21 protein-coding genes are annotated in these 25,259 nt (G+C 39.4%); 11 read left to right on the forward strand and 10 right to left on the reverse strand.

Features of this window, described 5'->3' with window-relative positions; translation table 11 throughout:
• Positions 1–59: 59 nt before the first annotated feature.
• From betA to GQR45_RS06540, 5 genes are all read right to left on the reverse strand, one after another.
• Positions 60–1,727: a choline dehydrogenase gene (gene betA / locus GQR45_RS06520; protein ID WP_165725463.1), complete on the reverse strand. Its 1,668-nt coding sequence runs from the start codon at positions 1,725–1,727 to the stop codon at positions 60–62.
• A gap of 11 nt (positions 1,728–1,738) precedes the next feature.
• Positions 1,739–3,202, reverse strand: a complete 1,464-nt coding sequence (betB, locus tag GQR45_RS06525; RefSeq protein WP_101217061.1) for a betaine-aldehyde dehydrogenase — start codon at positions 3,200–3,202, stop codon at positions 1,739–1,741.
• 1 nt (position 3,203) lies between these two features.
• Entirely contained in the window at positions 3,204–3,779 is a 576-nt protein-coding gene (betI, locus tag GQR45_RS06530) for a transcriptional regulator BetI (protein WP_010553010.1), read from the reverse strand.
• Between the two features lie 410 nt (positions 3,780–4,189).
• Entirely contained in the window at positions 4,190–4,495 is a 306-nt protein-coding gene (locus GQR45_RS06535; protein WP_165725464.1) for a hypothetical protein, read from the reverse strand.
• Complete coding sequence (locus GQR45_RS06540; RefSeq protein ID WP_024592187.1) at positions 4,495–4,752, reverse strand: DUF3081 domain-containing protein; 258 nt, start codon at positions 4,750–4,752, stop codon at positions 4,495–4,497. The genes GQR45_RS06535 and GQR45_RS06540 overlap by 1 nt, the downstream gene beginning before the upstream one ends.
• A 145-nt stretch (positions 4,753–4,897) precedes the next feature.
• Here GQR45_RS06540 and GQR45_RS06545 point away from each other — a divergent pair, with 145 nt between their 5' ends.
• Positions 4,898–6,178, forward strand: a complete 1,281-nt coding sequence (locus tag GQR45_RS06545) for a flavohemoglobin expression-modulating QEGLA motif protein (protein ID WP_165725465.1) — start codon at positions 4,898–4,900, stop codon at positions 6,176–6,178.
• 71 nt (positions 6,179–6,249) lie between these two features.
• Here GQR45_RS06545 and GQR45_RS06550 read toward each other — a convergent pair whose 3' ends face one another.
• The 4 genes from GQR45_RS06550 to GQR45_RS06565 are packed head-to-tail and all read right to left on the reverse strand — an operon-like array spanning position 6,250 to position 10,853.
• The gene (locus tag GQR45_RS06550) at positions 6,250–7,053 is read right to left on the reverse strand and encodes a DUF1338 domain-containing protein (protein WP_024609188.1); all 804 of its coding nucleotides are present in this window, start codon (positions 7,051–7,053) and stop codon (positions 6,250–6,252) included.
• A gap of 35 nt (positions 7,054–7,088) precedes the next feature.
• The gene (gene astD / locus GQR45_RS06555) at positions 7,089–8,555 is read right to left on the reverse strand and encodes a succinylglutamate-semialdehyde dehydrogenase (RefSeq protein WP_165725466.1); all 1,467 of its coding nucleotides are present in this window, start codon (positions 8,553–8,555) and stop codon (positions 7,089–7,091) included.
• Between the two features lie 7 nt (positions 8,556–8,562).
• Positions 8,563–9,597: an arginine N-succinyltransferase gene (gene astA, locus GQR45_RS06560; RefSeq protein WP_007580762.1), complete on the reverse strand. Its 1,035-nt coding sequence runs from the start codon at positions 9,595–9,597 to the stop codon at positions 8,563–8,565.
• A gap of 50 nt (positions 9,598–9,647) precedes the next feature.
• Positions 9,648–10,853 carry an aspartate aminotransferase family protein gene (locus GQR45_RS06565; RefSeq protein ID WP_165725467.1) on the reverse strand — a complete coding sequence of 402 codons (1,206 nt, stop codon included), beginning with the start codon at positions 10,851–10,853 and terminating at the stop codon, positions 9,648–9,650.
• A gap of 194 nt (positions 10,854–11,047) precedes the next feature.
• On the opposite strand from GQR45_RS06565, the gene GQR45_RS06570 reads away from it, so the two are divergent.
• From GQR45_RS06570 to GQR45_RS06580, 4 genes are all read left to right on the forward strand, one after another.
• Entirely contained in the window at positions 11,048–11,476 is a 429-nt protein-coding gene (locus GQR45_RS06570) for an Lrp/AsnC family transcriptional regulator (RefSeq protein ID WP_002958609.1), read from the forward strand.
• Positions 11,477–11,754: 278 nt separating this feature from the next.
• Positions 11,755–12,126 (forward strand): hypothetical protein, encoded by a 372-nt coding sequence (locus tag GQR45_RS06575; protein WP_165725468.1) that lies wholly within the window; start codon positions 11,755–11,757, stop codon positions 12,124–12,126.
• Between the two features lie 128 nt (positions 12,127–12,254).
• Positions 12,255–12,635: a hypothetical protein gene (locus tag GQR45_RS21335; protein WP_240920168.1), complete on the forward strand. Its 381-nt coding sequence runs from the start codon at positions 12,255–12,257 to the stop codon at positions 12,633–12,635.
• A gap of 15 nt (positions 12,636–12,650) precedes the next feature.
• Positions 12,651–13,397, forward strand: a complete 747-nt coding sequence (locus GQR45_RS06580; RefSeq protein ID WP_240920169.1) for a cache domain-containing protein — start codon at positions 12,651–12,653, stop codon at positions 13,395–13,397.
• Positions 13,398–13,456: 59 nt separating this feature from the next.
• Here GQR45_RS06580 and GQR45_RS06585 read toward each other — a convergent pair whose 3' ends face one another.
• Positions 13,457–14,389: a hypothetical protein gene (locus GQR45_RS06585; protein WP_007580756.1), complete on the reverse strand. Its 933-nt coding sequence runs from the start codon at positions 14,387–14,389 to the stop codon at positions 13,457–13,459.
• A 383-nt stretch (positions 14,390–14,772) separates the two neighbouring features.
• Between GQR45_RS06585 and GQR45_RS06590 the strand changes: the two genes are divergently transcribed.
• The 6 genes from GQR45_RS06590 to glgC are packed head-to-tail and all read left to right on the forward strand — an operon-like array spanning position 14,773 to position 25,189.
• Positions 14,773–15,075, forward strand: a complete 303-nt coding sequence (locus tag GQR45_RS06590) for an isoamylase early set domain-containing protein (protein WP_007580752.1) — start codon at positions 14,773–14,775, stop codon at positions 15,073–15,075.
• Positions 15,076–15,084: 9 nt separating this feature from the next.
• Positions 15,085–17,079, forward strand: coding sequence for a 4-alpha-glucanotransferase (malQ, locus tag GQR45_RS06595; protein ID WP_165725469.1), 1,995 nt, complete (start codon positions 15,085–15,087; stop codon positions 17,077–17,079).
• Complete coding sequence (gene glgB, locus GQR45_RS06600) at positions 17,080–19,287, forward strand: 1,4-alpha-glucan branching protein GlgB (protein ID WP_165725470.1); 2,208 nt, start codon at positions 17,080–17,082, stop codon at positions 19,285–19,287. It begins immediately after the preceding gene.
• Positions 19,280–21,343, forward strand: coding sequence for a glycogen debranching protein GlgX (glgX, locus tag GQR45_RS06605; protein WP_165725471.1), 2,064 nt, complete (start codon positions 19,280–19,282; stop codon positions 21,341–21,343). Before glgB ends, glgX begins: the two co-directional genes overlap by 8 nt.
• Complete coding sequence (locus tag GQR45_RS06610) at positions 21,336–23,873, forward strand: glycogen/starch/alpha-glucan phosphorylase (protein WP_165725472.1); 2,538 nt, start codon at positions 21,336–21,338, stop codon at positions 23,871–23,873. The genes glgX and GQR45_RS06610 overlap by 8 nt, the downstream gene beginning before the upstream one ends.
• A gap of 14 nt (positions 23,874–23,887) precedes the next feature.
• Positions 23,888–25,189 carry a glucose-1-phosphate adenylyltransferase gene (gene glgC, locus GQR45_RS06615; protein ID WP_002958601.1) on the forward strand — a complete coding sequence of 434 codons (1,302 nt, stop codon included), beginning with the start codon at positions 23,888–23,890 and terminating at the stop codon, positions 25,187–25,189.
• The last annotated feature ends 70 nt before the right edge of the window (positions 25,190–25,259 follow it).

Raw genomic sequence — 25,259 nt, forward strand, 5'->3', positions numbered from 1 at the left:
CACTGCAAGGCACGCATTGGTTTAGCCCGACGAGACTAAACCTAAGCATGTGGCTAAAGTTAGATCTCCGTACTACGTTGTGTTTCTTGCCAGTTTTTTGTTATGGCAACATTCACATCCGATTTCTGTAATGGGTCTTTACCTAAAATTATGTCAGCTGCTTTTTCGGCAACCATAATAGTAGGCGCATTCAAGTTTCCGTTAGGAACAGTTGGGAATATAGATGAGTCAACAACACGTAGTCCTTCAATACCATGTACTTGCGTATTTGAGTTAACAACGGCCATATCATCTTCACCCATTTTGCATGAGCAAGAAGGGTGGTAGGCACTTTCTACGGCTTGGCGTACAAAGGCATCTATTTCTTCATCTGTTTGAATATGTTTACCAGGCTGAATTTCTTCATCGCGGTAGTCATCAAAGGCACTTTGTTCGATTATGTCGCGTGTTAAGCGAACGCACGCTCTAAAGCCTTCAATATCGTCTTGGTGTTCAAGGTAATTAAATAAAATGGTTGGTGGTTGCTCAGGATTCGCAGAAGCAATAGTCACACTACCGCGACTTTTTGGTTTGTTATGACCAACATGTACCTGAAAACCATGACCTGCAAATGCACTTCTACCATCGTAACGCATAGCCGCCGGTAAAAAGTGATACTGAATATCTGGCCATTCAACACCGGGCTTTGAGCGAATAAACGCACACGATTCAAAATGATTCGTTGCACCTAAACCCGAACGCGTTAATAACCAGCGCGCACCAATCAACCCTTTTGAAACAATGCCTAGCTTGCCGTTAAGCGTGATAGGTTGCTTACACTTGTATTGAAAGTAAAACTCAAGATGATCTTGTAAATTTTGACCAACACCAGGTAAATGATGTTGTACTTCAACGCCTGCTTTTTCAAGCGCTTGAGTATCACCAATACCAGAGAGTTGTAAAATATGTGGAGAGCCAATTGGCCCTGCACTTAGTACAACGTCTTTTGCAGCATGTGCAGTTTTAACGTCGCCATTTACTTTGTATTCAATGCCAGTGGCTTTTTTGCCATCTAAAATCACGCGTTGTGCTAATGCACCTGTAATAATTGTTAAATTACTACGCGATTTAACAGGGTCTAAATACTCACGAGAAGCAGAGCTGCGCACGCCGTCTTTTACGGTCATGTGCATTGGGCCAAAACCCTCTTGCTGCGACGCATTATAATCATCTGTAGAAGCATAACCGGCTTGTACACCTGCTTTGATAAAGGTGCGGTAAAGAGGGTTTTTCATTTCGTTGCCGTTATTAACGCCAAGCGGGCCTTTGCCACCACGGTAGGTATTTTCACCAAGGTAAAAGCTTTCTGCTTTTTGAAAATACGGTAAACACGATTGGTAATCCCAGCCGTTTGCACCGTGTTGCTGCCATTCGTCAAAATCTTTTGCGTGGCCACGTACATATACCATGCCATTAATAGATGACGAGCCGCCTAATACTTTGCCTCGAGGACAATGCATCTCACGGTTATCTAAATGAGGCTCAGGCTGCGTATGAAACTGCCATGCGTATTTGTCACTATTCATAGGAATAGATAACGCGGTTGGCATTTTTATAAAAATACTTTTATCGCTACCGCCAGTTTCAAGTAGTAATACGCGGTTGCTTGAATCTTCAGATAAACGGTTTGCTAAAACACAACCCGCCGAACCCGCGCCAACAATAATATAGTCGTAATGATTACTCATAGTAAGGCGCCTTAAAATGGGCTTTCTATGTCGGCCATACCAACATAAATAGACTTAGTTTGCGTGTATTGATCAAGAGTTTGTATACCATTTTCACGGCCAATACCCGATTGCTTATAACCGCCAACTGGCATTTCAGCAGGTGAGTTACCGTATGCATTAATCCAACAAATACCGGCTTGTAACTTATGAATCACGCGGTGCGCACGTTTAATATCGCTAGTAAATACGCCTGCAGCTAAGCCTAGGTGAGTCCCGTTAGCGCGTGCAATAACATCGTCTTCGTCGTCAAAAACAAGCACGCTCATTACAGGGCCAAATATTTCTTCTTTAACGATAGTCATATCGTCATTACAATCAATAAACACAGTCGGTGCTACAAAATAGCCATTAGGTGCAGATTTAGGTGAAAGCGTTGTACCACCGGTTAATAGCGTTGCACCTTCTTCAATACCTTTATTAACGTAGCTCATTACTAGTTCTTGGTGCTTTTTAGAAATAAGTGCGCCAAAGTTAGTATTTAAATCTTGTGGGTCGCCAGCAATAATGTTTTTCTCAGTGCGCGCTTTAAGCTCATCAATAAACTGCTGATATACATTTTTATGAACGTAAATACGTGTACAGTTAGTACAAATTTCGCCCTGCGTATAAAAGTTACCTAACATAGCAGCGCTAACTGCTTGCTCAATGTTGGCATCATCAAATACTAATAATGGAGATTTACCACCAAGTTCCATCGTGACATCTTTTAAAGTACCGGCAGCACTTGCCACTACTTTTTTACCTGTGCCTACTTCACCCGTAAACGATACTTTGTCAATATCGCTATGCTGCGTTAGCCACTGGCCTACATCGCCCGCGCCTTGAACAACATTAAACACACCTGCAGGTACGCCAGCTTCAACAAATACTTCTGCAAGTTTAATTGCGCCAAGTGGTGTTTCTTCAGATGGTTTGAATATAAATGCATTACCAGCTGCAAGGGCAGGGCCCGACTTCCAACACGCAATTTGTAGTGGGTAGTTCCATGCACCAATACCCGCACAAATACCTAATGGCTCTTTACGTGTGTAGTAAAAGTCATCACCAACCATTTGTTGTTGGCCTACTTGTGCTGGCGCAAGGCCTGCAAAGTATTCAATTACATCAGCGCCGGTTTCAATATCAACACAATTTGCTTCTTGCATTGGTTTACCGGTGTCGAGTACTTCTACAAGTGCAAGCTCATCGTTGCGCTCGCGTAAAATAGCCACTGCTTTTAATAAAATGCGACTACGTTCAATGGGTGTCATTGCTGACCACTGAGCAAAACCTTGCTTTGCACTGGCAATGGCTGCGTTTTGAATAAATTCGTCGGCAATTTCTACTGCGTAAATAACCTCGCCCGTTGCTGGGTTTGTTACATCAAATGTTTTGCCGTTCTGGTTTGCAAGAAAATGGCCGTTAATAAAATTTTGATAGACAGGTGTAGTCACGCTAGGCTCCATATTGCTTGATAAGTGAAAGTACATAGCTTTTTGCTAACTTTTCACTGTGTTTAAACTGATTATTGTCTGATTTACTCAGTACTGCTCTTAACCATAGGCCATCGATCATTGCGGCGCTAAGTTCTGCAGCTTGCTTTGCTTGCTCAATAGGCATTAATTGCTTAAAAGAAAATGCTAAATTACTTTGCAAGCGTTTACTGTTTACGTTTTGTAGTCTGTGTAATTCTTCATCATGCATCGATTGCGCCCAAAAACTTAACCACGTTCGGGTTGTATCATTACGCTGTTGTACAAGCGCAAAGTTGGCTTCGATAATAATCATTAAACGTTCAATGGCATTCGTTTGGTTATTTACTTTACTTATCAAGCCTTGTTTTAAGCTTGTTAGTAAGTATCTAACAGTGGCTTCAATTAACCCCTGCTTACCACCAAAATAATGACTAATAATGCCTGACGATAAACCGGCATTTTTACTAATGCTGTTTATAGTTGTGCCTTGTAGTCCATTAGTTGCAACTGACTCTATAGTCGCGTCAATTAGCTGCTGACGTCTGACAGGTTCCATTCCGACTTTAGGCATAATTTTTATTAATTGAACGTTCAATAAACATAAGCTTAAGGTAATAGCTCTAACAATTCAAGGCTGAAGTAAATATCTAGATGCCAAAATGTAGATTAATCATTAATAAAAGCGCAACTAATGCGATAAAGAAGATAAGGTTTTACTTTGTTTTATTTTATTTAAAACAAAGGCTTGTGAATTTTATTTTGAAATTAAATAATAGTAATGATTTGTTTACAGCAATAAATGAATAAAATGATCAATAATCATTAGTGCAGTAATAGTTAGAGTACTAATAGTATTAATTTAATACAAAAGCGCACTAAACCTGCAATTGCTTAGTGCTCTAATAAATTTATATAGAGAGTAAACTTTGTGGTTTTATCGTTTTAAAGCGGCTTGGTTTTGGAAGGTCAGGCATTATTAATAACGCCTTTAAAAAGTAGGGGGTAACGTCTTAGTCTATTGCCAATATAGTCATCAGCTAAAATTTGCTGGCAAATAAAGTCTATATCTTTGCTTGCTTCAAAAACCCAATCAAAGCGCTCTATAGCCAGCAAAAAACCACGCTTTAAATGAGTTTGAGCACGGTATTGTTCTAAATTTTCTTGAATAATTGAGACTTTGCTTGGATCAGCTCTAAGCTCTTCTACTACTTGGTTTATAAAAGTAGTATTGAGCTTACTGGTAGGGCGGTGTCTGCGTTTTCGTGGGTGCATTAGCTCTCGTTTGCAATGTTATATAATTTTTTCAAAAAGTCGTCTTTATGCTTTTCATGTTCGTAGTCAAGGTGGTAAGTATTATGAAAACCAAAGCGCAGTTCAACGCCGCTACCTTGTAGGTATACTGTATAGCCATCTACGTCTGAATAAGCAGTAATGCCTTGATAATGCTTGCCTTCATCAGTCATTTCACCTTTTTGAATTATACGTTCATATACGGCTAAAATCTGTTTATTGTCGATTTCGTTTTTCATGTTTTATGCCCTCGTTTAGTAACTCATACGATACAGATATGAGGGTCGATCATCTTAAAAACAATAGCTAAAAAAGTGTGATATTGCTTTGTAATTTCGCTTTTTTAAATTATGCTCAAAACTCATTTATTGTTGAGCTTAGAGCATGATAGACAAGGCGTTACTACTAAAAACTCGTGAGTTATCGGATCAATTAATTGCATTGCAAACTCCAATTAGGATACTCGATGCTATTAATTGGGATAAACAAACTAAAGAGGCGTTTTTTAGACAGAAATGTCAAAAAAACCCACTCATCGATCGTGCATATTATCAACAGCGCGACCTTGGTTTTGTACCTAGCGAGTTACGCCAAGCATTTTCTACTTTGCACCGTAACATTATTAACCAATTGGGACAGTTAAATCCGATTGCTCAATATATGGGAAAAATGTGCACCGAGTATAAAACGGTATTAAGTATGCTTGAGTATCGTGGAACGCCAGAGTTTCATGACTTATCAGTGGAGTTATTTGGACACCCTAAAGACTTATTCCATGCTGGTGAGCCCTCACTTTCTGAGCTAGCTAATATGCTAGATAAACCGCTGCAAAATTTACTTATAGCCGACATACTGCCTGACGACCCTAAAAATATAGATGCTGTTGATGCTGTGCGTATTTTGTCTGAGCAAGTAAATGCCAGTATGGCAGGCATAAACGTAGAGGTAATGCTTAGCGATGGTATTGTTAGTGATGCAGCCGCCGGTGCTAATAATATAAAGCTTAATCAAGATGTTAAGTTTTCTCAGCGTGAACTTGATATATTGGAAGTGCATGAAGGGTGGATACACGTAGGTACCACTCAAAATGGTTTAGCTCAGCCTTATTTAACGTGTTTGAGTAAAGGCACGCCTAGCTCTACTATTACCCAAGAAGGCCTAGCGGTATTAACCGAAATTATTACTTTAAAATCGACCCCAAGGCGCTTATCTAAATTAGTTAACCGTATTCAGGCCGTTACAAAGGTAATAGATGGCGCTGAGTTTGTAGACATTTACCGTGATTACGTAGCGCAAGGTTTATCAAAAGATGACAGCTACACACTCGCGCAGCGTGTATTTAGAGGCAGTACGCCAACAGGTTTGCCTTTTACAAAAGATATTGCCTACATTAAAGGCTTTGTATTGGTTTATAACTTAATACGCGTTGCAATACAGCTTGGTCGAATAGATAGACTCCCTTTATTACTGGTAGGTAAAATATCGATAGATGATTTTAGATTAATATCGCAGCTTCATGATTTAGGTGTAATTGAGAGCCCACAATTTGTGCCGCCACACTTTAAAGACTTACGCGGTTTGGCAACTTGGTTGAGCTTTGGCCGCTTTATTGGCGATTTATCGTTTGAAAAGTTAGAAAACGATTATAAACCGTTATTTTTATAATTAATCAACATAACCTACCGACATAAAAAAAGCCCATAACGGGCTTTTTAAATAAAGTACTTTAGGTTTTGCTATCGAGCGTTGGTGCTTTCAAATATTTTGTCAGCTGAGGCTGCAACAAAACCAGTATAAAGCTCGCCGTCTGCTTTAGGGTAACGAATAGCAAACTCATAAAAGCAGCTAGGGATGCTCATATCACCGTCACTAAAGGTAACAGAGTATTCATCAGCAAGTGTTGACGATTGCTCTAGTAACACCTCTGGTGAGCCTTTAACTTCGCCGCCTGACGTATTAAGCGAAAAGCCAGCGTCTTTTAGGGCTTGGTTAACATCATGAATGTTATCAAACTTAGCAAGCGTATTAATATTTACGGTAAAGTGATTGGCGCGGTAACCCCAGGCTGACATCCACGCTGCATACTCGCTTTCAGCTAGCAGCTGCTTATAAGTATCGGTGCTTACTTGCCAATGCGTGCCTGAATACAAAAAGTTATCTGCTGTTACTGCGCTTTCGTCAATTTGGCTTACCATATCGGTTACGATAGCTTGTAACTCTGGCGAGCATTTTTCAACTAATAGCTCAGAAATAAACACTTTTGGCTGATTAGGATCGCTATGCTCGTAGTGCTTTGCGTAAAGCTTTTTAGCTTCAAAGTGGTACTCACCACATTCTTTGTAACCAATAGCTAAAAAATGAGCTGCGAGCTTTTCAAGACCTACTTTTTCGATATTAAATGTACGCAGCGCAATATGATCGTTAATAATGTCATTTTTTTGCGTTGACCCTAAAAGGTCATGAATTTTGACTGCCGATGGTGTTACGTTTAAGTAGTTTTTCCAAAGGCTCTCAAATAATGTGTTTACATCAGTATGCATGTTAAATCCTTAAATCTAAAATTTTGGTTTATTACTTATTCAATTATCAAGCCTGGCGCTAGGGTTTGCGGTAAGCTCACTTTGTCTGACTCAACAGATGCCACAGGGTATGCACAATAATCAGCGGCGTAATAGGCACTTGCTCTGTGATTACCACTGGCGCCAATACCGCCAAATGGAGCTGCACTAGAGGCACCCGTAATAGGGCGGTTCCAGTTAACAATCCCTGCACGAATGCGCTTTAAGAAGTGAGTGTAATCATCTTCACTGTCGCTAAGTAAACCTGCAGATAAACCAAAGTTTGTGTTATTGGCTTCAATGATTGCGCTGTCAAAGTCGTTGTAACGATACACTTTGATAAGCGGTCCAAAATGCTCTTCATCTGGCATGTCGGTAATGTTTGTTACATCAATAATACCCGGGCTTACAAAACCGGTGCCTGATTTTAATTGCTTAAGTTCAACAAGGATTTGCGCGCCTTTTGACACTAATTCACTTTGCGCAGCGACCATACCCAGTGCTGCTTTTTCGCTTATCATTGCACCCATAAAAGGCTGCTCTGTAGCAAAACTGTCGTCTACAACTATGTTTTTAGTCGCGCTTATTAGCTTTTCTAAAATAGCATCGCCATTGAGCGATTTTTCAATAAATAAGCGGCGTGCACATGTACAGCGCTGACCTGAGGTAATAAAGCCTGATTGAATAATATCGTGCACAGCAGCGCTTACATCACTCACATCTTTTACAATAAGAGGATTATTACCACCCATTTCAAGTGCTAAAATTTTGCCAGGGTGTCCTGCAAATTGCTTATGTAGTAAGTGACCTGTGTTTGAGCTACCGGTAAAAAACAATCCATCTATGTCTTTGTGAGAGGCAAGTGCTTTACCTGTTTCAATTTCACCTTGCACAAGGTTAATAACACCTGCTGGTAAGCCCGCTTTTAGCCAAAGTGAGAGGGTGAATTCTGCAACGTGCGGTGTTAGTTCTGATGGCTTAAAGATCACGGTGTTGCCTGCTAAAATTGCAGGAACAATATGCCCGTTTGGTAAATGCCCCGGAAAGTTATACGGGCCAAAAATAGCCACAACGCCATGCGGTTTGTGTCTAATAAACGCTTTTGCACCTGGCATTGGGTTTTCGGTTGTACCGGTACGTTCATGGTACGCTTTAACTGAAATAGCTACTTTGCCTGTCATTGCGCCCACTTCTGTGCGGGTTTCCCATAATGCCTTACCTGTTTCGCGTGCAATTATGGTCGCAAATTCTTCGCTGTGTTCTTTTAATTGAGCTGCGAAGTTTTCAAGAATGGCTATACGCTCTTCAAGCGGCTTATCTGCCCATTGTACCTGTGCTGCTCTGGCTGCTTTTATAGCTGAGTTTACTTGATCAGCGTTTGCGCCATTACCTTGCCATACCACATCGCCATTACTTGGATTGATTGACTCAAATGCTGGACCTTGCCCTGCATGCCACTGGTTATTAATTAGGTGTGTATTCATAAATAATTTACAGGCGGAAAAATCGCGCTGCATCTCCTTGACTTAAATTAAGTGCTTTAGCCACATCTTGGCTAATGACGAGAGTATGTTTTGCATGATTGTAATGTGCGTCTTTGGTAAATGTTGCTCTAAAGCCACTTACGCCTTGATTACATACAGCCAGCGTATCAGAGCTATTTTGTGATATGTGATCAAGCTCACCAATAGTAATAGGGCAAACTTGAGAGTCGCGAATGCTGCGAATATTACCAAGCTTTGCTTCAACCGTTGGGCCTGCGTCAAATAAGTCAACGTAGCCTCTGTGCTCAAAACCTTCTTTTTCTAATAATTTTAGCGCAGGTTTTGTTTTTTCATGCACATGCCCAATAACTGCTTGGGCTTTCTTGCTAAGCAAGTTCACATAAATAGGGTATTTAGGCATTAACTCGCTAATAAATACCTTATCGCCTAAGCCAACTAAGTGATCCGCTTCTGGAAATTCAATACTAAAAAAGTGCTCTTGCAGCCATTGCCAAAAAGGAGAATGGCCGTCTTCGTCGCTAACACCGCGCATTTCTGCGATAACAGTATCGGCAAAACGCTCGCTATGCTGAGCCATAAATAAAAAGCGTGAACGCGATAAAAATCGACCCGTTAAACCTTTGCGGCTATTTTCGCGCAAAAATAATGTGCATATTTCAGAGCAGCCTGTGTAGTCGTTACACATGCTTAAAATATCAACGGTGTTATATACATTTAAAGTAGGCGAGTGGTGTACTGTTTTACCTAAATGATAATGATATAAAGGCACCGATAAACCTACCGCAGCTTCTATAGCGGTTGTACCAATAACGTCACCTGTTTCACTGTCTTCTAAAACAAATAAATAGCTTTCATCAAGTGGCTGGTTAATGTTTTTGGCAAAGCTTTTTTCAGCACGTTCAATTTTTTCTTTAAGCTGTGCATCGTCCACAGGTAAAGAGGTAAACCCATGACCGGATTCAATCGCTATTTGTTTAAGCGCGTCAAAATCATTGGCAGTAATAGGACGTAATACTTGCATTTATTGCTTGCTCCAATAGCACGCCATTTGGCGTGCTAATTTAAACTATATTAACCGTTTACTACATCGCTAACGGCTTTTTCAAAGCGCGCTAAGCCTTCTTTAATATCTTCAAACGGGATAACTAAAGACGGTGTAAAGCGAATTACATTCATGCCAGCTACAAGGTTCATTAAACCATTATTAGCACTGGCTACTAAAAAGTCGCGTGCACGTCCTTCAAATTTGTCATTTAGTACTGCGCCAATTAATAAGCCTTTACCACGTACTTCGCTAAATACGTTGTATTTTTCGTTAATTGCGTTTAATCCGTCACGGAATAATTGCTCGCGCTCTTTAACACCGTTTAGCACGTCAGGTGTATTTACTGTATCAAATGCCGCTTCGGCTACAGCACAAGCAAGTGCGTTTCCGCCATAAGTAGAACCGTGAGTACCAATTTTTAAATGCTCAGCAATTGGTGTACGAGTGATCATAGCGCCAATTGGAAAACCACCACCCAATGCTTTTGCCGTTGTTAAAATGTCAGGAACAACCCCTAAACCTTCATAAGCGTATAAATCGCCTGTGCGACCAACACCTGTTTGTACTTCATCAAAAATAAGTAACGCGTTATGTTTAGTACAAAGTTCACGTACTTTTTTAGCAAATTCATCTGTTGGTGAAATAATACCGCCTTCACCTTGTAATGGTTCCATCATAACAGCACATGTTTTATCGCAGATCAGCGCTTCAAATGCCGCTATATCGTTAAAATCACAATGTACTATGTCAGCAGGTTTTGGACCAAAGCCATCTGAATAAGCAGCTTGCCCGCCCACAGTGACTGTGAAAAATGTTCGACCATGGAAACCTTTATTAAATGCAATTATTTGCGTTTTTTCAGCGCCATATACGTCCAATGCATAACGACGCGCTAACTTAAGCGCTGCTTCATTGGCTTCTGCGCCTGAGTTTGCAAAGTAAACTTTATCAGCGAATGTTGCTTCAACCATTTTTTGAGCTAAACGAAGTGCTGGCTCATTGGTCATAACATTCGATAAATGCCAAATTTTTTCGCCTTGCTCTTTTAATGCTTTAACTAATGCAGGATGACAGTGACCCAAACAGTTAACGGCAATACCACCAGCAAAATCGATAAACTCGTTATCATTTTGATCCCAAACGCGTGAACCTTCACCACGAACTGGAATGATTGCCGATGGATTATAGTTTGGTACCATTACGTCGTTAAATAAGTCTCTTGTTACTTGCATTTTTACACCTAAATTTAATGGGCTTAGATAAAAGATTAGTTGCTAACTCAAAGAAGAATATAGCCTTTATTCTTCAGCAAACACGTTATTATTTCTTGTAGAGGTCATTATCGAAGGTTAGCTGTTAAAATTGCAGTGCTATTTTGTGAAAAATGATTAAAATAAAAGTCAAAATAACGAAGAAAATAACCATTATGATAACTCCACAAGATGAAAAGCTACTTTCTGTACTAAAAACAAACGCTAGAGCGAGTATATCTGATCTTGCCCGCATGCTTGATTTATCTCGTTCAACGGTACAAAGCCGTATGCTCAAACTAGAAGAAACGGGTGTAATTAAAGGCTATAGCGTTGATTATGGTGACGACTACCTCAGTAAAATGGTATCAGCTCATGTGTCTATAAAAGTAAGACAAAAATTAACAACTAAAACAAATATTGAGCTTAAGCAAATTGATGCAATTTCGCAGCTCTATGCCATAAGTGGTGAGTTTGATTTAATTGCTGTAGTACAGGCTCAAAATTTAGAGCAGCTTAGCCATTTACTAGACGATATAGGAAATCTGGATGGAGTAGAGCGCACAACATCTTCTGTTATTTTAGAAACTAAATTTAAGCGTTAATCGCCATTTAAGCCCTGAGTTCTTTAATACTGTTTATATATTAGAAATGACTATAAACATTACTAAATAACGTGTAGTAAATAGTTTATAAATTCTTGATTTATTTATCTTGCATGCTAAAATTAAAAAAAAGTTGGTAATTGCGTTTTTAGTAATTACATAACAAGGATTTATTTGCTACTTACATGGATGTAGAGAGTCTCCCTCCCTCGTACTTATGTAAAAAATCGAACTATTTTATAAACAATGCAATACTAATTATTGTGTTAAGGGTAATTATGAAAACGGTTTTTACAGTGATATTATCAATCATACTTATAGGCTATTATTTAACTGCCAAAGCTAGTCATTTTTCGTCAAAGAATACAGAAGTTAATACGTATAGTGATATCTATTTTAAACTCGAAACATCCTCAGTAAATATCAATGAAATAATTGCTGGCGCTACAGATTTTGCTTTAACTATGTGCGCAGATAAAGCCTATCAGGAAGCTTTAGGTAATACTGTTGTTAGCTGCAATTCTCAATTTGAAGAATCTAAAAATGTTTGCTCAAAGCATATTATGAAGAATGCTAAGCAGCGCTATACAGACAAAGCTACAGTAACACTGCTAACAGAACGGTTTATTAAGTGTGTAAGCGCTGCATAGCTAGGAAATTAGAGCTGTTACCTAATAATTACAGCAAATAATGCAATTTTAATCTGTTTGGCTACACTTATTTTAATTTGTACATTATTTAGCAATGAATTATCCCTGCATATTTTTTTACCCTCTTATTGGGTTTAACTGAGCCTCTTCAGTTTGGAACAAACTTACCCACCACTGCACCTGATAATGCAGTCAACCAAGTTGAGTGTATTTTATTTGAAATGGGAGCCCCTTTTCAGCTACAAACCTTGCCATGGTTACGTGCACGTCGAGAAGTAAAGTTAGACCGCTTAGATGGTTATTTCACTACTCATTTAATGCCTGAAATGAAGGCCTATGGGCGCATATCATCCCCCATCTTTTTAGAAAGCTGGTACTGGTTTACTCATCCAGAGAGCATTAATAAACCAAAAAATAAAATGCGTTATGGTGCAGTAAGGGGGAGTTATCAGGCTAATTGGTTTAAAACTCAGAATATTATTGCTGAGGTAGAAGTAAATTCATTATAAGAAATAGTAAATGTTATGCACCATAAGCGGATTGATAGAATTCTACTTGATTTAGACGATTTTGAATTAGCAGCCTCAAAGCTAGGCATTAATGAAGATGAGTATCAAAGAGAATTTTTTAGGTATGTACCTTTGGGATTATTTGCTTCGCATTCACTTATTAAACGCTTCCCTAAATTTATGCAGCAGTTTGATGAAAATATAAATACTTGCGCGCAGGCTCCATTTTCACTATCAAAAAGTGAAGAAAAGCAAATACTTGATAGATTGTCCAGTAGTGCTAAAACCTTACTGAACTTACCTAGTTTAGTAGAACAAGTTCAAATAAGTAATGAGTCTCCCTTAAGTGAATCTGAAATTAAAAGACTAGACCAGCTATGGATAAAAGAAAGTAAACAAGTAAAGCACCCAGATGGATTAGCTATGCTTAATTTACCTTTATCTAAAGTATTTAAAAAATGGCAATTACAATTTAAAGATGTTGTTACTGAGCTGATATTGACTGATAACCAAGGAAAAAACATCGCTATTAGTAAGCTAACCAGTGACTACTGGCAAGGAGATGAAAATAAGTTTACTAAAATATTTAAACAGTCAAAAGACTTTAACTTTGATAGCGTTACATATGATGCATCAACACATCATTTTCAAGTTCAGCTAAGTTTTCCTGTTTTAGATGATAATAATAGTCATATTGGAGTGTTGATTTTAGGTGTTGATGTAGAAAGAGCACTTCATTCGTCAAACGAAAAGAGTAATTAACTCATTACCTTTCACATAAGTTAGCTAAGCTTTAATGCTTTAGCTTAGCTAACTAGATGCTATGGAAGTGTTTTTTCTGAAATAGGTTTTTTTCTTATAACTTCTTTTTTGGCTTTATCAAGCTTTATAAAATAAGCATTACCGCCTATGCCTTTAAACTCTTCATCTGTAAATACAATCGTATTGTCATCAAAAAAGGTGACAGCTTCTTTTTGAGTAACAATCCCTAAGTCTATTTTTGATACATCACCAGAGAAAAACTTATCACCTTCAAAGTTTTCAAATAACCAAAGACTTGTTGAATCAAGTAAGACTAATTTTTTACGATCGGGGCTGAGCGCCGCAGAGGTTATCCAGCATAGTTTTTCAAGCGTGGTACACGTTTTAAAAGAGTCAATTAGCTCAGCATCAAAATTTGCTGCATGATCGCCCACTTTATACACTTTAGTAATACCATCGAAAGGTTCAGTGCGGTTTTTAGTAAATAAATATAAATGACGACCTAGTGCTACAAATGCTTCTAAATCAAAATTACGGTCGTTGGGTTTTATTGGACTGCCATCCATTTCAGGGTAGGTAAACTTAATTATTTCGGCTTGGGTTGTGTTTGTCTTTATATCTATTGGGTTTTCTATTTTATAAATAGTGAGCCATCTACGATCGTTCTTGTTATTACCAAAATCCCCTAAAAAAAAGTGCCCAAATTTGTTTTGGGTCATGTCTTCCCAATCAATGTTTTTAGCGTTTTCAACCAAAATTTCTTTGGCGATAGAACCATCTTTGTTAAGGCGGTAAAGCTTGGGTTCGTTGCCTCCGTCGTTAATAGCCCATAGACGTTTTTGTTTATCAAATTCAATACCTGAGATTTCTTTTAATTTAGGATCAACTGAGATTTCTTTTTTACTATAAAGGGTATAGATTGAAGAACCAACAAGTGTGGCTATTATTAAAAAGATGATGGCTATAGTTATTAAAATGCTTTTTTTCAACATGAAAATTATGATATTTCAGAGTATTAAGATGCTGTGTATTATCGCTGATGAAAGTACAGAACAAAAGAATTTTATAAATTTAGGCAATACTTTTGGATTATTTAACTTTAAATTCGATTAAATAAATAATATGTGATGTACGCTTAGTTGGTTCAAATATTGCTCTGTACTACTGAGCTTTTTAAAAAAGATTGTTTATATACTAACCGCACTTTTTAAGTGCAGAAAAAATGAATTGTTGCACTGTAATAATGCGTAAATAAAGTTTTGGTTAACTTACAACGTGTTTAATGATTTTGAATGGAATCCACATCGCCTTTTTGTTTAGTTGTATGGCCTGTGGCAAAGATTAAGTACCCTTTTTGGTTTAGTTGGAGCCTGCTATGTTGAATAAACGTTTTTTTAAAACAAAAGATGAAGCTGAAGTAACCTTTGAATTTTCTCATCCAGAGGCAGAAGAAGTTTGCTTATTAGGCGAATTTAATGATTGGCAACCTGTGCCAATGAAGCTTAATAAAAAACAAGGTGTGTTTAAATTTAAACAACGCTTACCTATCGATCAACAATTTCACTTTCGTTATTTAATAAATGGAGACATTTGGGATAACGACCACCAAGCTGATGGTTATATTGGCAATACATTTGGCACAGAAAACAGCATAGTAAATACTCAACGCATTAATTAAGGCGATTCAATGGATGCTCTTTCGCAGTTGTTTTACCTGCATGGTATTGGCTTTGAATTCACTAAGTATACAGGTGAACAGGTGTTTTTTAGCGAAGACACGCGTAAACGTGCTTTGCAATGTTGCGGTGTTGATACAAATAACGAAGCCGAAATAACTCAACTAACTTATGATTTAGATGCATCGCTTTGGCTGGATTTAGTACCCAGTGTGAGTTTGGTTGACCAAAAAAAATGCGCTTTAAAGCTTCGTATAGACGAACGTCAGCAGTATTTAGCCGCCAACATTAATGTCCCTTCTCTTGGGATTAATATAGCGGTTGAGAACCTTTATAATTTGGCTGTCACTGGTGAATATTACTTGCATGGCGTTCGCTATATTGAGCTGGCACTACCCATTGGTAATATGCCAATTGGCTATCATGACGCTAATGTTCAGGTAGGTGAGCAACACGCTATTACACAAATTTGGTGCGTGCCTGAGCAAGTCTATCAAGTTGAAGACACAAAGCGCACTGGATTATCTATTCAGCTTTACACATTAAAAAATAAAGCGCATTTAGGTATTGGCGATTTTGACGATTTACTAACGCTTACAAAATTATGTAGCTCGCAAAATATGGATTACATATTACTTAATCCACTGCATTTGTTATTTGCTGATATGCCAGAGCGTGCAAGCCCTTATAGCCCTAGTAGTCGGGCTTTATTAAACCCTCTTTATATTTCTATAGTATTAAGCGAAGACGCACAAAATAACGCAGTTCTACATGACCTCATGCAACGAGACGATGTAATTACACTTATAAAAAGTAATGATCAATTTATAGATTATGAAAATGTAAGCCATATAAAGTATGCGTTATTTGAAGCGCTTTATAATCAGTTTGAATTAACGGCAAGTGATGAGCGTCGCCAAGCGTTTACTGATTTTTGTAATACTCATTCAACTACGTTAAATACCCTCGAATCAGATAACTTAACATTTGCTTATTACCTGCAGTGGCAAGCGCATACGCAATTGGCACTGTGTCAACAAAGTTGTGCAGAGCGAGGTATGGCTATTGGCTTAATCAATGATTTAGCTGTTGGTTGTGCGGGTGATGGGGCCGAGTTTAAAAATCAAAAGCCACTGTTTAGCCAAGATGCAAGTGTAGGTGCTCCACCCGATCCATGGGCCGAAGCTGGCCAAAACTGGGGGCTTCCAGCACTAAATCCTCAAAGTCTTAGTAATAATCACTACCAATTCTATCGCTCGCTCATTCGCGCAAACATGCAAAATGTAGGTGGACTTAGAATTGACCACGTAATGGCTATTAGGCGCCTATGGTGGTGCTTTGAAAGCAATAGTGAACAAGATGGCTGTTATGTTTACTACCCGTTTGATCACTTACTCGCCATCTTAAAAGTTGAATCACATATTAATCAGAGTATTGTTATTGGAGAAGATTTAGGCGTTGTGCCGCCAGAGGTAAGACAGGCTTTGGCATCTAGCGGTATTTTTTCTAACAGCTTATTTTATTTTGAAAAACAACACAGTGGTGAGTTTTTATCGACTGATGAGCTAGCAACACAGTGTTTGTTAATGATAGCCAATCATGATGTACCGCCTTTTACAGGTTGGTGGCAGCATGCTGATTTAAATATTAAGCAACAATACAAGCTTATTACTTGCAATGAATACGAGCAATTAAAGCAACAACGAATAGAAGAGCAACATAGGATACTACGATTTATTAATCGCCATACCAATACAACCGAGCTTCTATTACATAGTAATTCAGTCGAAGTATATAACGCACTAGCATTATGTTTGGCGGGTTCTCAATCGCGTTTATTTGCAATACAAATAGATGATTTAGATGAGCAGAAGTATCCGGTTAATATCCCCGGGACAGACAAAGAATATCCTAATTGGCGACGTGTATTAACGCATACCAGTGAAGAAATTTTTACCAAAAATGCCTCACTTTTAGCTGCTATCGATTCAATAAGGAAAGGTTAAATGAGCAGTACAACTAATGAAAATAGTTACGATGCACAGGTGCATGCATTAAATACAGGACGATTTAAAGACCCATTTAGCTTTTTAGGGGCACATAAAACGGATGCTGAGGTTGAAATTCGTTTTTACTTACCTTGTGCAATAAGTGTGAGTGTTACATTAAACAATAAAAGTATTAAGGCGCAGCGCTACCAACAAAGTGACTTATTTATAGTCAAAGTTGATGCGCTGCCCACTGCGCCTTATCAATGCATTGCTCAGTACACAAATAGCAGCACTACCTTTTATGATGAATACAGCTTTGAAAGCACACTTGATGCAGAGGCAATGTATTTATTTAACGAAGGCAGCCTTGAACATGCGTACTCTCATTTTGGTGCACATTTTAGCACTCAACAAAATGTAGAGGGTGTGCGCTTTTGTGTATGGGCGCCTAATGCTGCAAGTGTCTCTATTATTGGTGAGTTTAATTTTTGGCAAGCTAATCGCCACTTTATGCGTTTTCATCCTGCAAGTGGTGTATGGGAGTTATTCGTACCAGGCCTTAAAGCCGACATGTGCTACAAATTTGCTATTACCGCTCAAAGTGGAGAAGTACTCGAAAAAGCCGACCCCTATGCATTTAAAATGCAACAAGCCCCGGGTACTGCAAGTGTACTGCAGTATAAACCAGAACCTATAACGCTCGGCGCTCAGGCACTTCAAAACCGACAAAAGCGTAATCATATTGATGCGCCAATTAGTATTTATGAAGTGCATTTAGGCTCATGGCAACGCGCTGAAAACAACCGCTATTTAAGTTACACAGAGCTTGCCGACAAACTCGTTAGCTACGCCCTTGAAATGAATTTTACTCACCTGCAACTTATGCCAATAAGTGAATACCCGTTTGATGGTTCGTGGGGCTATCAGCCTGTTGGATTATTTGCACCTACCAGCCGCTTTGGCGACTACAACAGCTTTAAATACTTTGTAGAGCAGTGCCACAAAGCTAATTTAGGTATTTTACTTGATTGGGTACCAGGGCATTTTCCAAGCGATCCGCATGGCTTACATCGATTCGATGGCACTCATTTATATGAGCATGCCGATAAGCGCCAAGGTTTTCATCCTGATTGGAATACCTACATTTATAACTACGACCGCCCTGAAGTTAAAAGCTTTTTGATTTCAAATGCTATGTATTGGTTACATCAATTTGGTTTAGATGGTCTGCGTGTAGATGCCGTAGCTTCTATGTTGTATTTAGATTACAGCCGAAAAGAAGGCGAGTGGATTGCTAATTGTTACGGCGGGCGCGAAAACTTAGGTGCGATTGAGTGCCTAAAGCAAGTCAATATGCGCAGCTATAAAAACAACCCAGGCATTATGATGGTGGCAGAGGAGTCAACAGCGTGGCCGGGTGTCACCCAAAGTGTTGAGCACAACGGTTTAGGTTTTGGTTATAAGTGGAATATGGGTTGGATGAACGATAGTTTGCATTACATGCAGCACGACCCGCTTTATCGTCAGCATCATCATCATGAAATGACATTTTCGATGGTATACGCTTTTAGTGAAAACTATATATTGCCATTAAGCCACGATGAAGTAGTACACGGTAAAGGATCGTTAATTGAAAAAATGCCAGGCGATGATTGGCAGAAATTTGCAAATTTACGCGCTTACTACGCATTTATGTGGGCACACCCGGGTAAAAAACTCTTGTTTATGGGCGGTGAAATTGCACAGCGAAAAGAGTGGGGACATGATCATTCTATCGATTGGCATTTACTTGAGCACCAAAGCCATAACGGTATAAAGCACACCGTAAAAGCGCTCAATACTGTTTATAAAAACCAACCCGCGTTGTATGAGTTAGATTCGAGCGCGGCTGGTTTTACCTGGATAGATAACAATAATAATCAGCAGAGCATTTTAAGCTTTGTTCGCTATGCTAAAAACGCAAAAGACTTTGTGGTTGTTATTGCTAATTTTACCCCCGCGTCATATGAAAACTACGTTATTGGCGTACCGAGTAAAGGGCGTTATAAAGTTGTTTTAAATACAGACGATACTCAGTTTTTTGGCTCTGGCGTTGAAGTAACTAAAGATTCATCGCAGATAGTTCAGGCAATAAATGAATCAAATCATGGCTTTAAACACAGTATTTCAATTGCCATTGGTGGCTTAACAACTATTTACTTACAAAAGGTTGATGATGAGTAACCAATTTGATGTAGCCCCCGGTAATGTAGAACCGCTAGGTTCTAGTGTTATTAATAATGGGGTTAACTTCGCGCTTTATGCGCCAGGTGCAAGCCAAGCCTATGTGTGTTTGTTTGATAAAAGTGGCCATTCAGAAATTCTAAAAATGGCGATGAATATTAACGAAGGGGGTATTTGGAGTATTCATATTTCGCCATTAAGCGCCGGCGCACTTTATGGCTTTAGAGTTGAGGGTGAATATAACCCTAAAAATGGTCAACTATTTAACGAAAATAAACTACTGATAGACCCATACGCAAAAGACTTGTTTGGTGAGTTTACATGGAGCGAACGCCATTATGGGCAAATGCCAATTGGCACTAAAAGCACCGTAAATAATGCGATTGATATACCTAAGTCAAAAGTAGCACCCCCTACGTTGTATGCGCATAAAAAGCCAAACCACCGTTGGTCAAACACGGTTATTTACGAGTGCCATGTTAAAGGCACAACGTGTCGTCATCCTAAAATACCTAAATCTCTACAAGGAAAGTTTTTAGGGTTAAGCCACCCAAGCTTTATTGAGCATTTACAAAGCTTTGGCATTACAGCAGTTGAGCTTTTACCTGTTCATTCTTTTATTAGTGAGCAATTTTTAACAGGAAAAGGGCTGCAAAACTATTGGGGTTATAACACGCTTAACTTTTTTACCCCCCATAAAGACTATTTAGTAAACGACGATATAAACGAATTTAAGCAAATGGTGCGCGAGCTTCATGCTGCCGACATAGAAGTTATTTTAGATGTTGTCTATAACCATACCGCAGAGGCGGGGGCCGATGGCCCTATATTATCGCTAAGAGGCTTTGATAACTTAGCGTATTACCGCACAGTAGAGGGTCAGCCTAATGTATATATAAACGATACCGGCTGTGGAAATACCATAAATATTGATCACCCTAAAACGCTGCAACTTGTACTTGATAGCCTTCGTTATTGGGTTGAGGTAATGGGAGTTGATGGTTTTAGGTTTGATTTAGCGACCATTTTAGGGCGCTCAAAAGCAGGCTTTAGCTCTGCACATACTTTTTTACAAGCAGTAGCCCAAGACCCTGTGCTGAATAAGGTTAAGCTAATAAGTGAGCCTTGGGATATAGGTCCTGGTGGCTATCAGCTTGGGGCATTTCCGCCGCCATGGCGAGAATGGAACGATCAATACCGCGATGTAATTAGACGTTTTTGGCAAAGTGAAACGGGCATTATTGCCAACGTTGCAAAACGTTTGCATGGATCGTTTGATATTTTTGAGCATAGCCAACGTGGTCCACTTAATAGCATTAACTTTATAACGAGTCATGATGGTTTCACGCTTGCCGATTTAGTGAGTTATGAAGAAAAGCATAACGAAGCTAATGGTGAGCAAAACAGAGATGGGCACAGTGCAAATCATTCGTTCAACTGTGGAGTAGAAGGCTTTACCAGTGACTCAAAAATAAACGCACTGCGTTTGCAACAACAAAAGAACTTTTTACTTACTTTAATACTCTCAAAAGGTGTACCCATGATTGCCGCTGGCAGCGAAATGGCGCACTCTCAAGGGGGTAATAACAATGCTTATTGCCAAAATAATCGCACTAGCTGGCTTGCCTGGAAAGATTCTCAGCTTAATCATTCGCTAACACGATTTATTGACGATGCTTTAAAAATTAGACGCGCGCACAGTGCGTTCAAACACAGTGTATTTTTAGATGATATAGACGAGCGTTTTACCGTTAAGTGGTTTACTGAACAAGGTAAAACCATGACCGACGCTCATTGGCATGAAGATACCAGACAGTTTTTAATGTATAGCTTACTTGATAAGCAAAACAATCGTGCATTACTGATGGTATTTAATGCCAGTAAAAAAACAGTTTTTTGCCAAATGCCGCCTTCGCCTATTAATGCGCCGTGGCAAATGGTTTTATCAAGTGTAAATAATGCATCTGTGAGTAGTAATGAAGATGCGATGGTTGAAATTTCAGCACAAAGTAGTTGGGTTTTTAGTGCTAATTTAGAGGATGTAAGTCATGGCTAAGCAAAGTGAACAAGTGTGTGTAGTAAAGGGCTGGCAAGAAGGTCCTGTTATAGATGAAAGTACGCTTAAAGATGACTTAACACGGCATTTTTATTATACCCTAGGTCGCGATAAGGTCGGCGAATCAAGACTGTATTTATACCATGCTTTAGCGCTGACTATTCGCGACAGACTTGTTGCCCGCTGCAGAGAAACGAATCAACAAATTAAGCAAGAGAAACGCCGCAAAACGGCTTACCTTTCTCTTGAGTTTTTAATGGGACGTGCGCTGGGTAATGCAATACTAAACCTAGATTTAGACGACCAAGTTGCTGCTGCATTACAAGAATACTGCACAACAGTAGAAACGCTTGAAGATGCCGAGCACGACGCAGGTTTAGGTAACGGTGGTTTAGGCCGCCTAGCTGCTTGTTTTTTAGATAGCTGTGCAAGTCTAGCGTTACCTGTCATTGGTTATGGCCTTCGTTACGAATACGGGATGTTTAACCAATCAATTAAAGATGGTAACCAAATTGAGCAACCAGATAACTGGCTGCGCGAAGGGCACCCATGGGAGCTAAGCGCGCCAGAGCATGCAAAACGTGTGAAATTTGGCGGCTACGTGCAAAGTTACACAGATAAATTCGGCCGAGAGCATCGTCAATGGATGAGTTCACAAGATGTATTAGCTGTACCTTACGATGTACCTGTCCCAGGTTATAAAAACAATGTTGTAAATACGCTACGCTTATGGAAATCAGAAGCGACAGATGAATTTAATTTGACCGAATTTAATGCAGGCAGTTACTCAGAAGCCGTCGCACAAAAAAACCTAGCTGAACAAATTACCATGGTGCTGTATCCAAACGACAGCAGCGAAAATGGTAAAGAGCTTAGATTGCGCCAACAATACTTTTTATCATCTGCGAGTATTCAGGACGTAGTTGATCAGTGGGTTTCCCAACATGGCGAGAACTTTAGCGACTTTGCTGATTTTCATGTTTTTCAGTTAAACGACACGCACCCAAGTATTGCTGTTGCAGAGCTGATGCGTATTTTAATTGATGATTACGAACTTGATTGGAACGATGCTTGGCAAATCACCACCAAAACGATGGCCTACACAAATCATACGCTACTTCCTGAAGCGCTTGAAAAGTGGTCTGTTTCGTTGTTTTCAAAATTATTACCACGCATTTTAGAAATAGTTTACGAGATAAATGCACGCTTTTTAGCACAAGTTGCACAGCAATGGCCGGGTGATGTTAATAAACAGCGTGCATTGTCGTTGATTGAAGAGGGCGATGAGCCGCAAATTCGTATGGCTTACTTAGCCATTGTAGGTAGTTACTCTGTAAATGGCGTAGCAGCACTGCATACCGAACTGTTAAAAGCGGGTTTATTTAAAGAGTTTTACGCGCTTTGGCCAGATAAGTTTAATAACAAAACAAATGGTGTTACACCAAGACGTTGGCTTGCACATTGTAATCCCGTCTTAAGTAAATTAATCAGCGAAAAAATTGGTCATGACTGGGTTAAAAACTTTTCAACAATTAGCGATCTACGTCGCTTTTACGACGACAAAGCATTTCATGGGCAATGGCAAAATGCTAAACGCGAAAACAAACAGCGTTTAGTTGATTTAGTTAAGGCGCGCTGCGATGTTGATTTTGACGTATCGATGATGTTTGACGTACAAGTAAAACGTATTCACGAATACAAACGTCAGCTATTAAACATACTTCATGTGATTCATTTATATGACCGTATTCGCCGTGGTGATACCCAAGGGCTTGTTCCTCGCTGTGTTTTATTAGGTGGTAAAGCAGCACCGGGTTATTACATGGCTAAAAAAATTATTAAGCTTATTAATAACGTGGCAGAGGTTATAAATAAAGACCCGTTAGCAGCCCCGTATTTACGCGTCGCCTTTTTACCTAATTACAACGTAACCGCTATGGAAGTTATTTGTCCTGCAACCGATTTGTCAGAGCAAGTATCTACCGCAGGCAAAGAAGCGTCTGGTACTGGCAACATGAAGTTTATGATGAATGGTGCATTGACGATCGGCACGCTGGATGGTGCAAACATTGAAATTAGAGACGCCGTTGGTGCAGACAACTTCTTTTTGTTTGGGGCACAAGCGCATCAAATTGATGATATTAAATCGCGTTACAATCCTGAGCATTTAATCGCGCAAAATAGCGATTTAAATAATGTAATGCAACTACTCGAAAGCGGCCATTTTAACTTGTTTGAACCATGCTTATTTGACGATATTACAAATGCAATTAAGAGCCCGCACGATCCATGGCTTGTTGCGCACGATTTTGAAAGTTATGTAGCAGCTCAAAAAGAAGTTGATAAAGCTTACGCAGATCAAACCTACTGGACACAAATGAGTATTTTAAATACGGCAGCCAGTGGAATGTTTTCAAGTGATAGAACCATAAGCCAATACAGTGAAGACATTTGGCATTTAGAACCCCTCAATATTAGTGAAACAGACTTAACGACAACTAAAAGCCATGCCACTAACAGCCTAGACTAAATGGAGAGAGTATTATGCCCAATTATGCAAATCGCTACATAAGTAGCCTAACCAGAGAAACTTACGCGTTAATACTGGCAGGCGGACGCGGTTCTCGCCTGCATGAGCTAACCGATTGGCGAGCAAAGCCAGCAGTTTACTTTGGTGGTAAACATCGAATTATCGATTTTCCACTATCAAACTGCATTAACTCGGGTGTGAGACGTGTTGGTATTGCTACACAATATAAATCACATTCATTAATACGTCATGTAAACCGCGCGTGGGGGCACTTTAAAAAAGAGCTAGGAGAGTCGGTTGAAATACTACCTGCATCTCAGCGCCAAGGTGATGATTGGTATTGTGGAACCGCAGATGCTGTTTTTCAAAACATAGATATTATTCGTCACGAGCTTCCTAAATATGTGATGATTTTGTCTGGAGATCATGTGTACCGTATGGACTATGGTGCTTTATTGGCTGAACATGTGCAAAAAGGCGCAGATATGACTGTGTGTTGTATTGAAGTCCCAGTAGAGGAAGCCGCAGACACGTTTGGTGTAATGACCGTTGATGAAGAAAACAGAGTGTGTCGTTTTGATGAAAAACCAGCAATGCCTAGCTCCGTACCCGGCAAGCCAGGTACATGTTTAGCATCAATGGGGAATTACATTTTTAATACTGAATTTTTGTTTGAGCAACTTAAAAAAGATTCTGAAAACGAAGGCTCTGGCCGAGATTTTGGTCACGATATTATTCCAGCGATTATAGAAGAGCATAATGTATTTGCTTTCCCATTTAGAGATCCAAATCAAGAAGGGCAGCCTTATTGGCGCGATGTAGGTACGCTAGATTCGTTCTGGGAGGCTAATATGGAATTGGTAATGCCAGAACCACAACTTGATTTATACGACCCAACGTGGCCAATATGGACATATCAAGAGCAACTACCACCTGCTAAGTTTATTTTTGATGACGAAGATAGACGTGGTATGGCTTTAGACTCAACAGTCTCGGGTGGGTGTATTATTTCGGGCTCTGCGGTTAGAAAGTCACTCTTGTTTTCTAATGTCCACGTTCGCTCATTTTGTACCATTGAGCAGTCGGTAATTTTACCCGGTGCGGTTATAAATCGAGGTTGTAAAATTAAGCGTGCGATTATAGATAGGAGCTGTGAAATACCGGCAGGTCTCGAAATCGGTTTTGACAAAAAAACAGATGAAGAAAACGGCTTTAGAGTATCTAAGAAAGGCATCGTTCTTGTTACTCGTGATATGCTCACTGAGCTTGCAAAAAAGTTAGAGCGCCAAGCGCGTGAGAATAAAAAGCTAGCGTAAAACACGTTAAATATTAAGCACGACAACAAAGCTTGCTCATTTATGAGCAAGCCCACACAGGTTAAAGGAA

The organism is Pseudoalteromonas sp. SA25 (assembly GCF_011378705.1).
GTDB classification, from domain to species: Bacteria; Pseudomonadota; Gammaproteobacteria; order Enterobacterales; family Alteromonadaceae; genus Pseudoalteromonas; species Pseudoalteromonas arctica.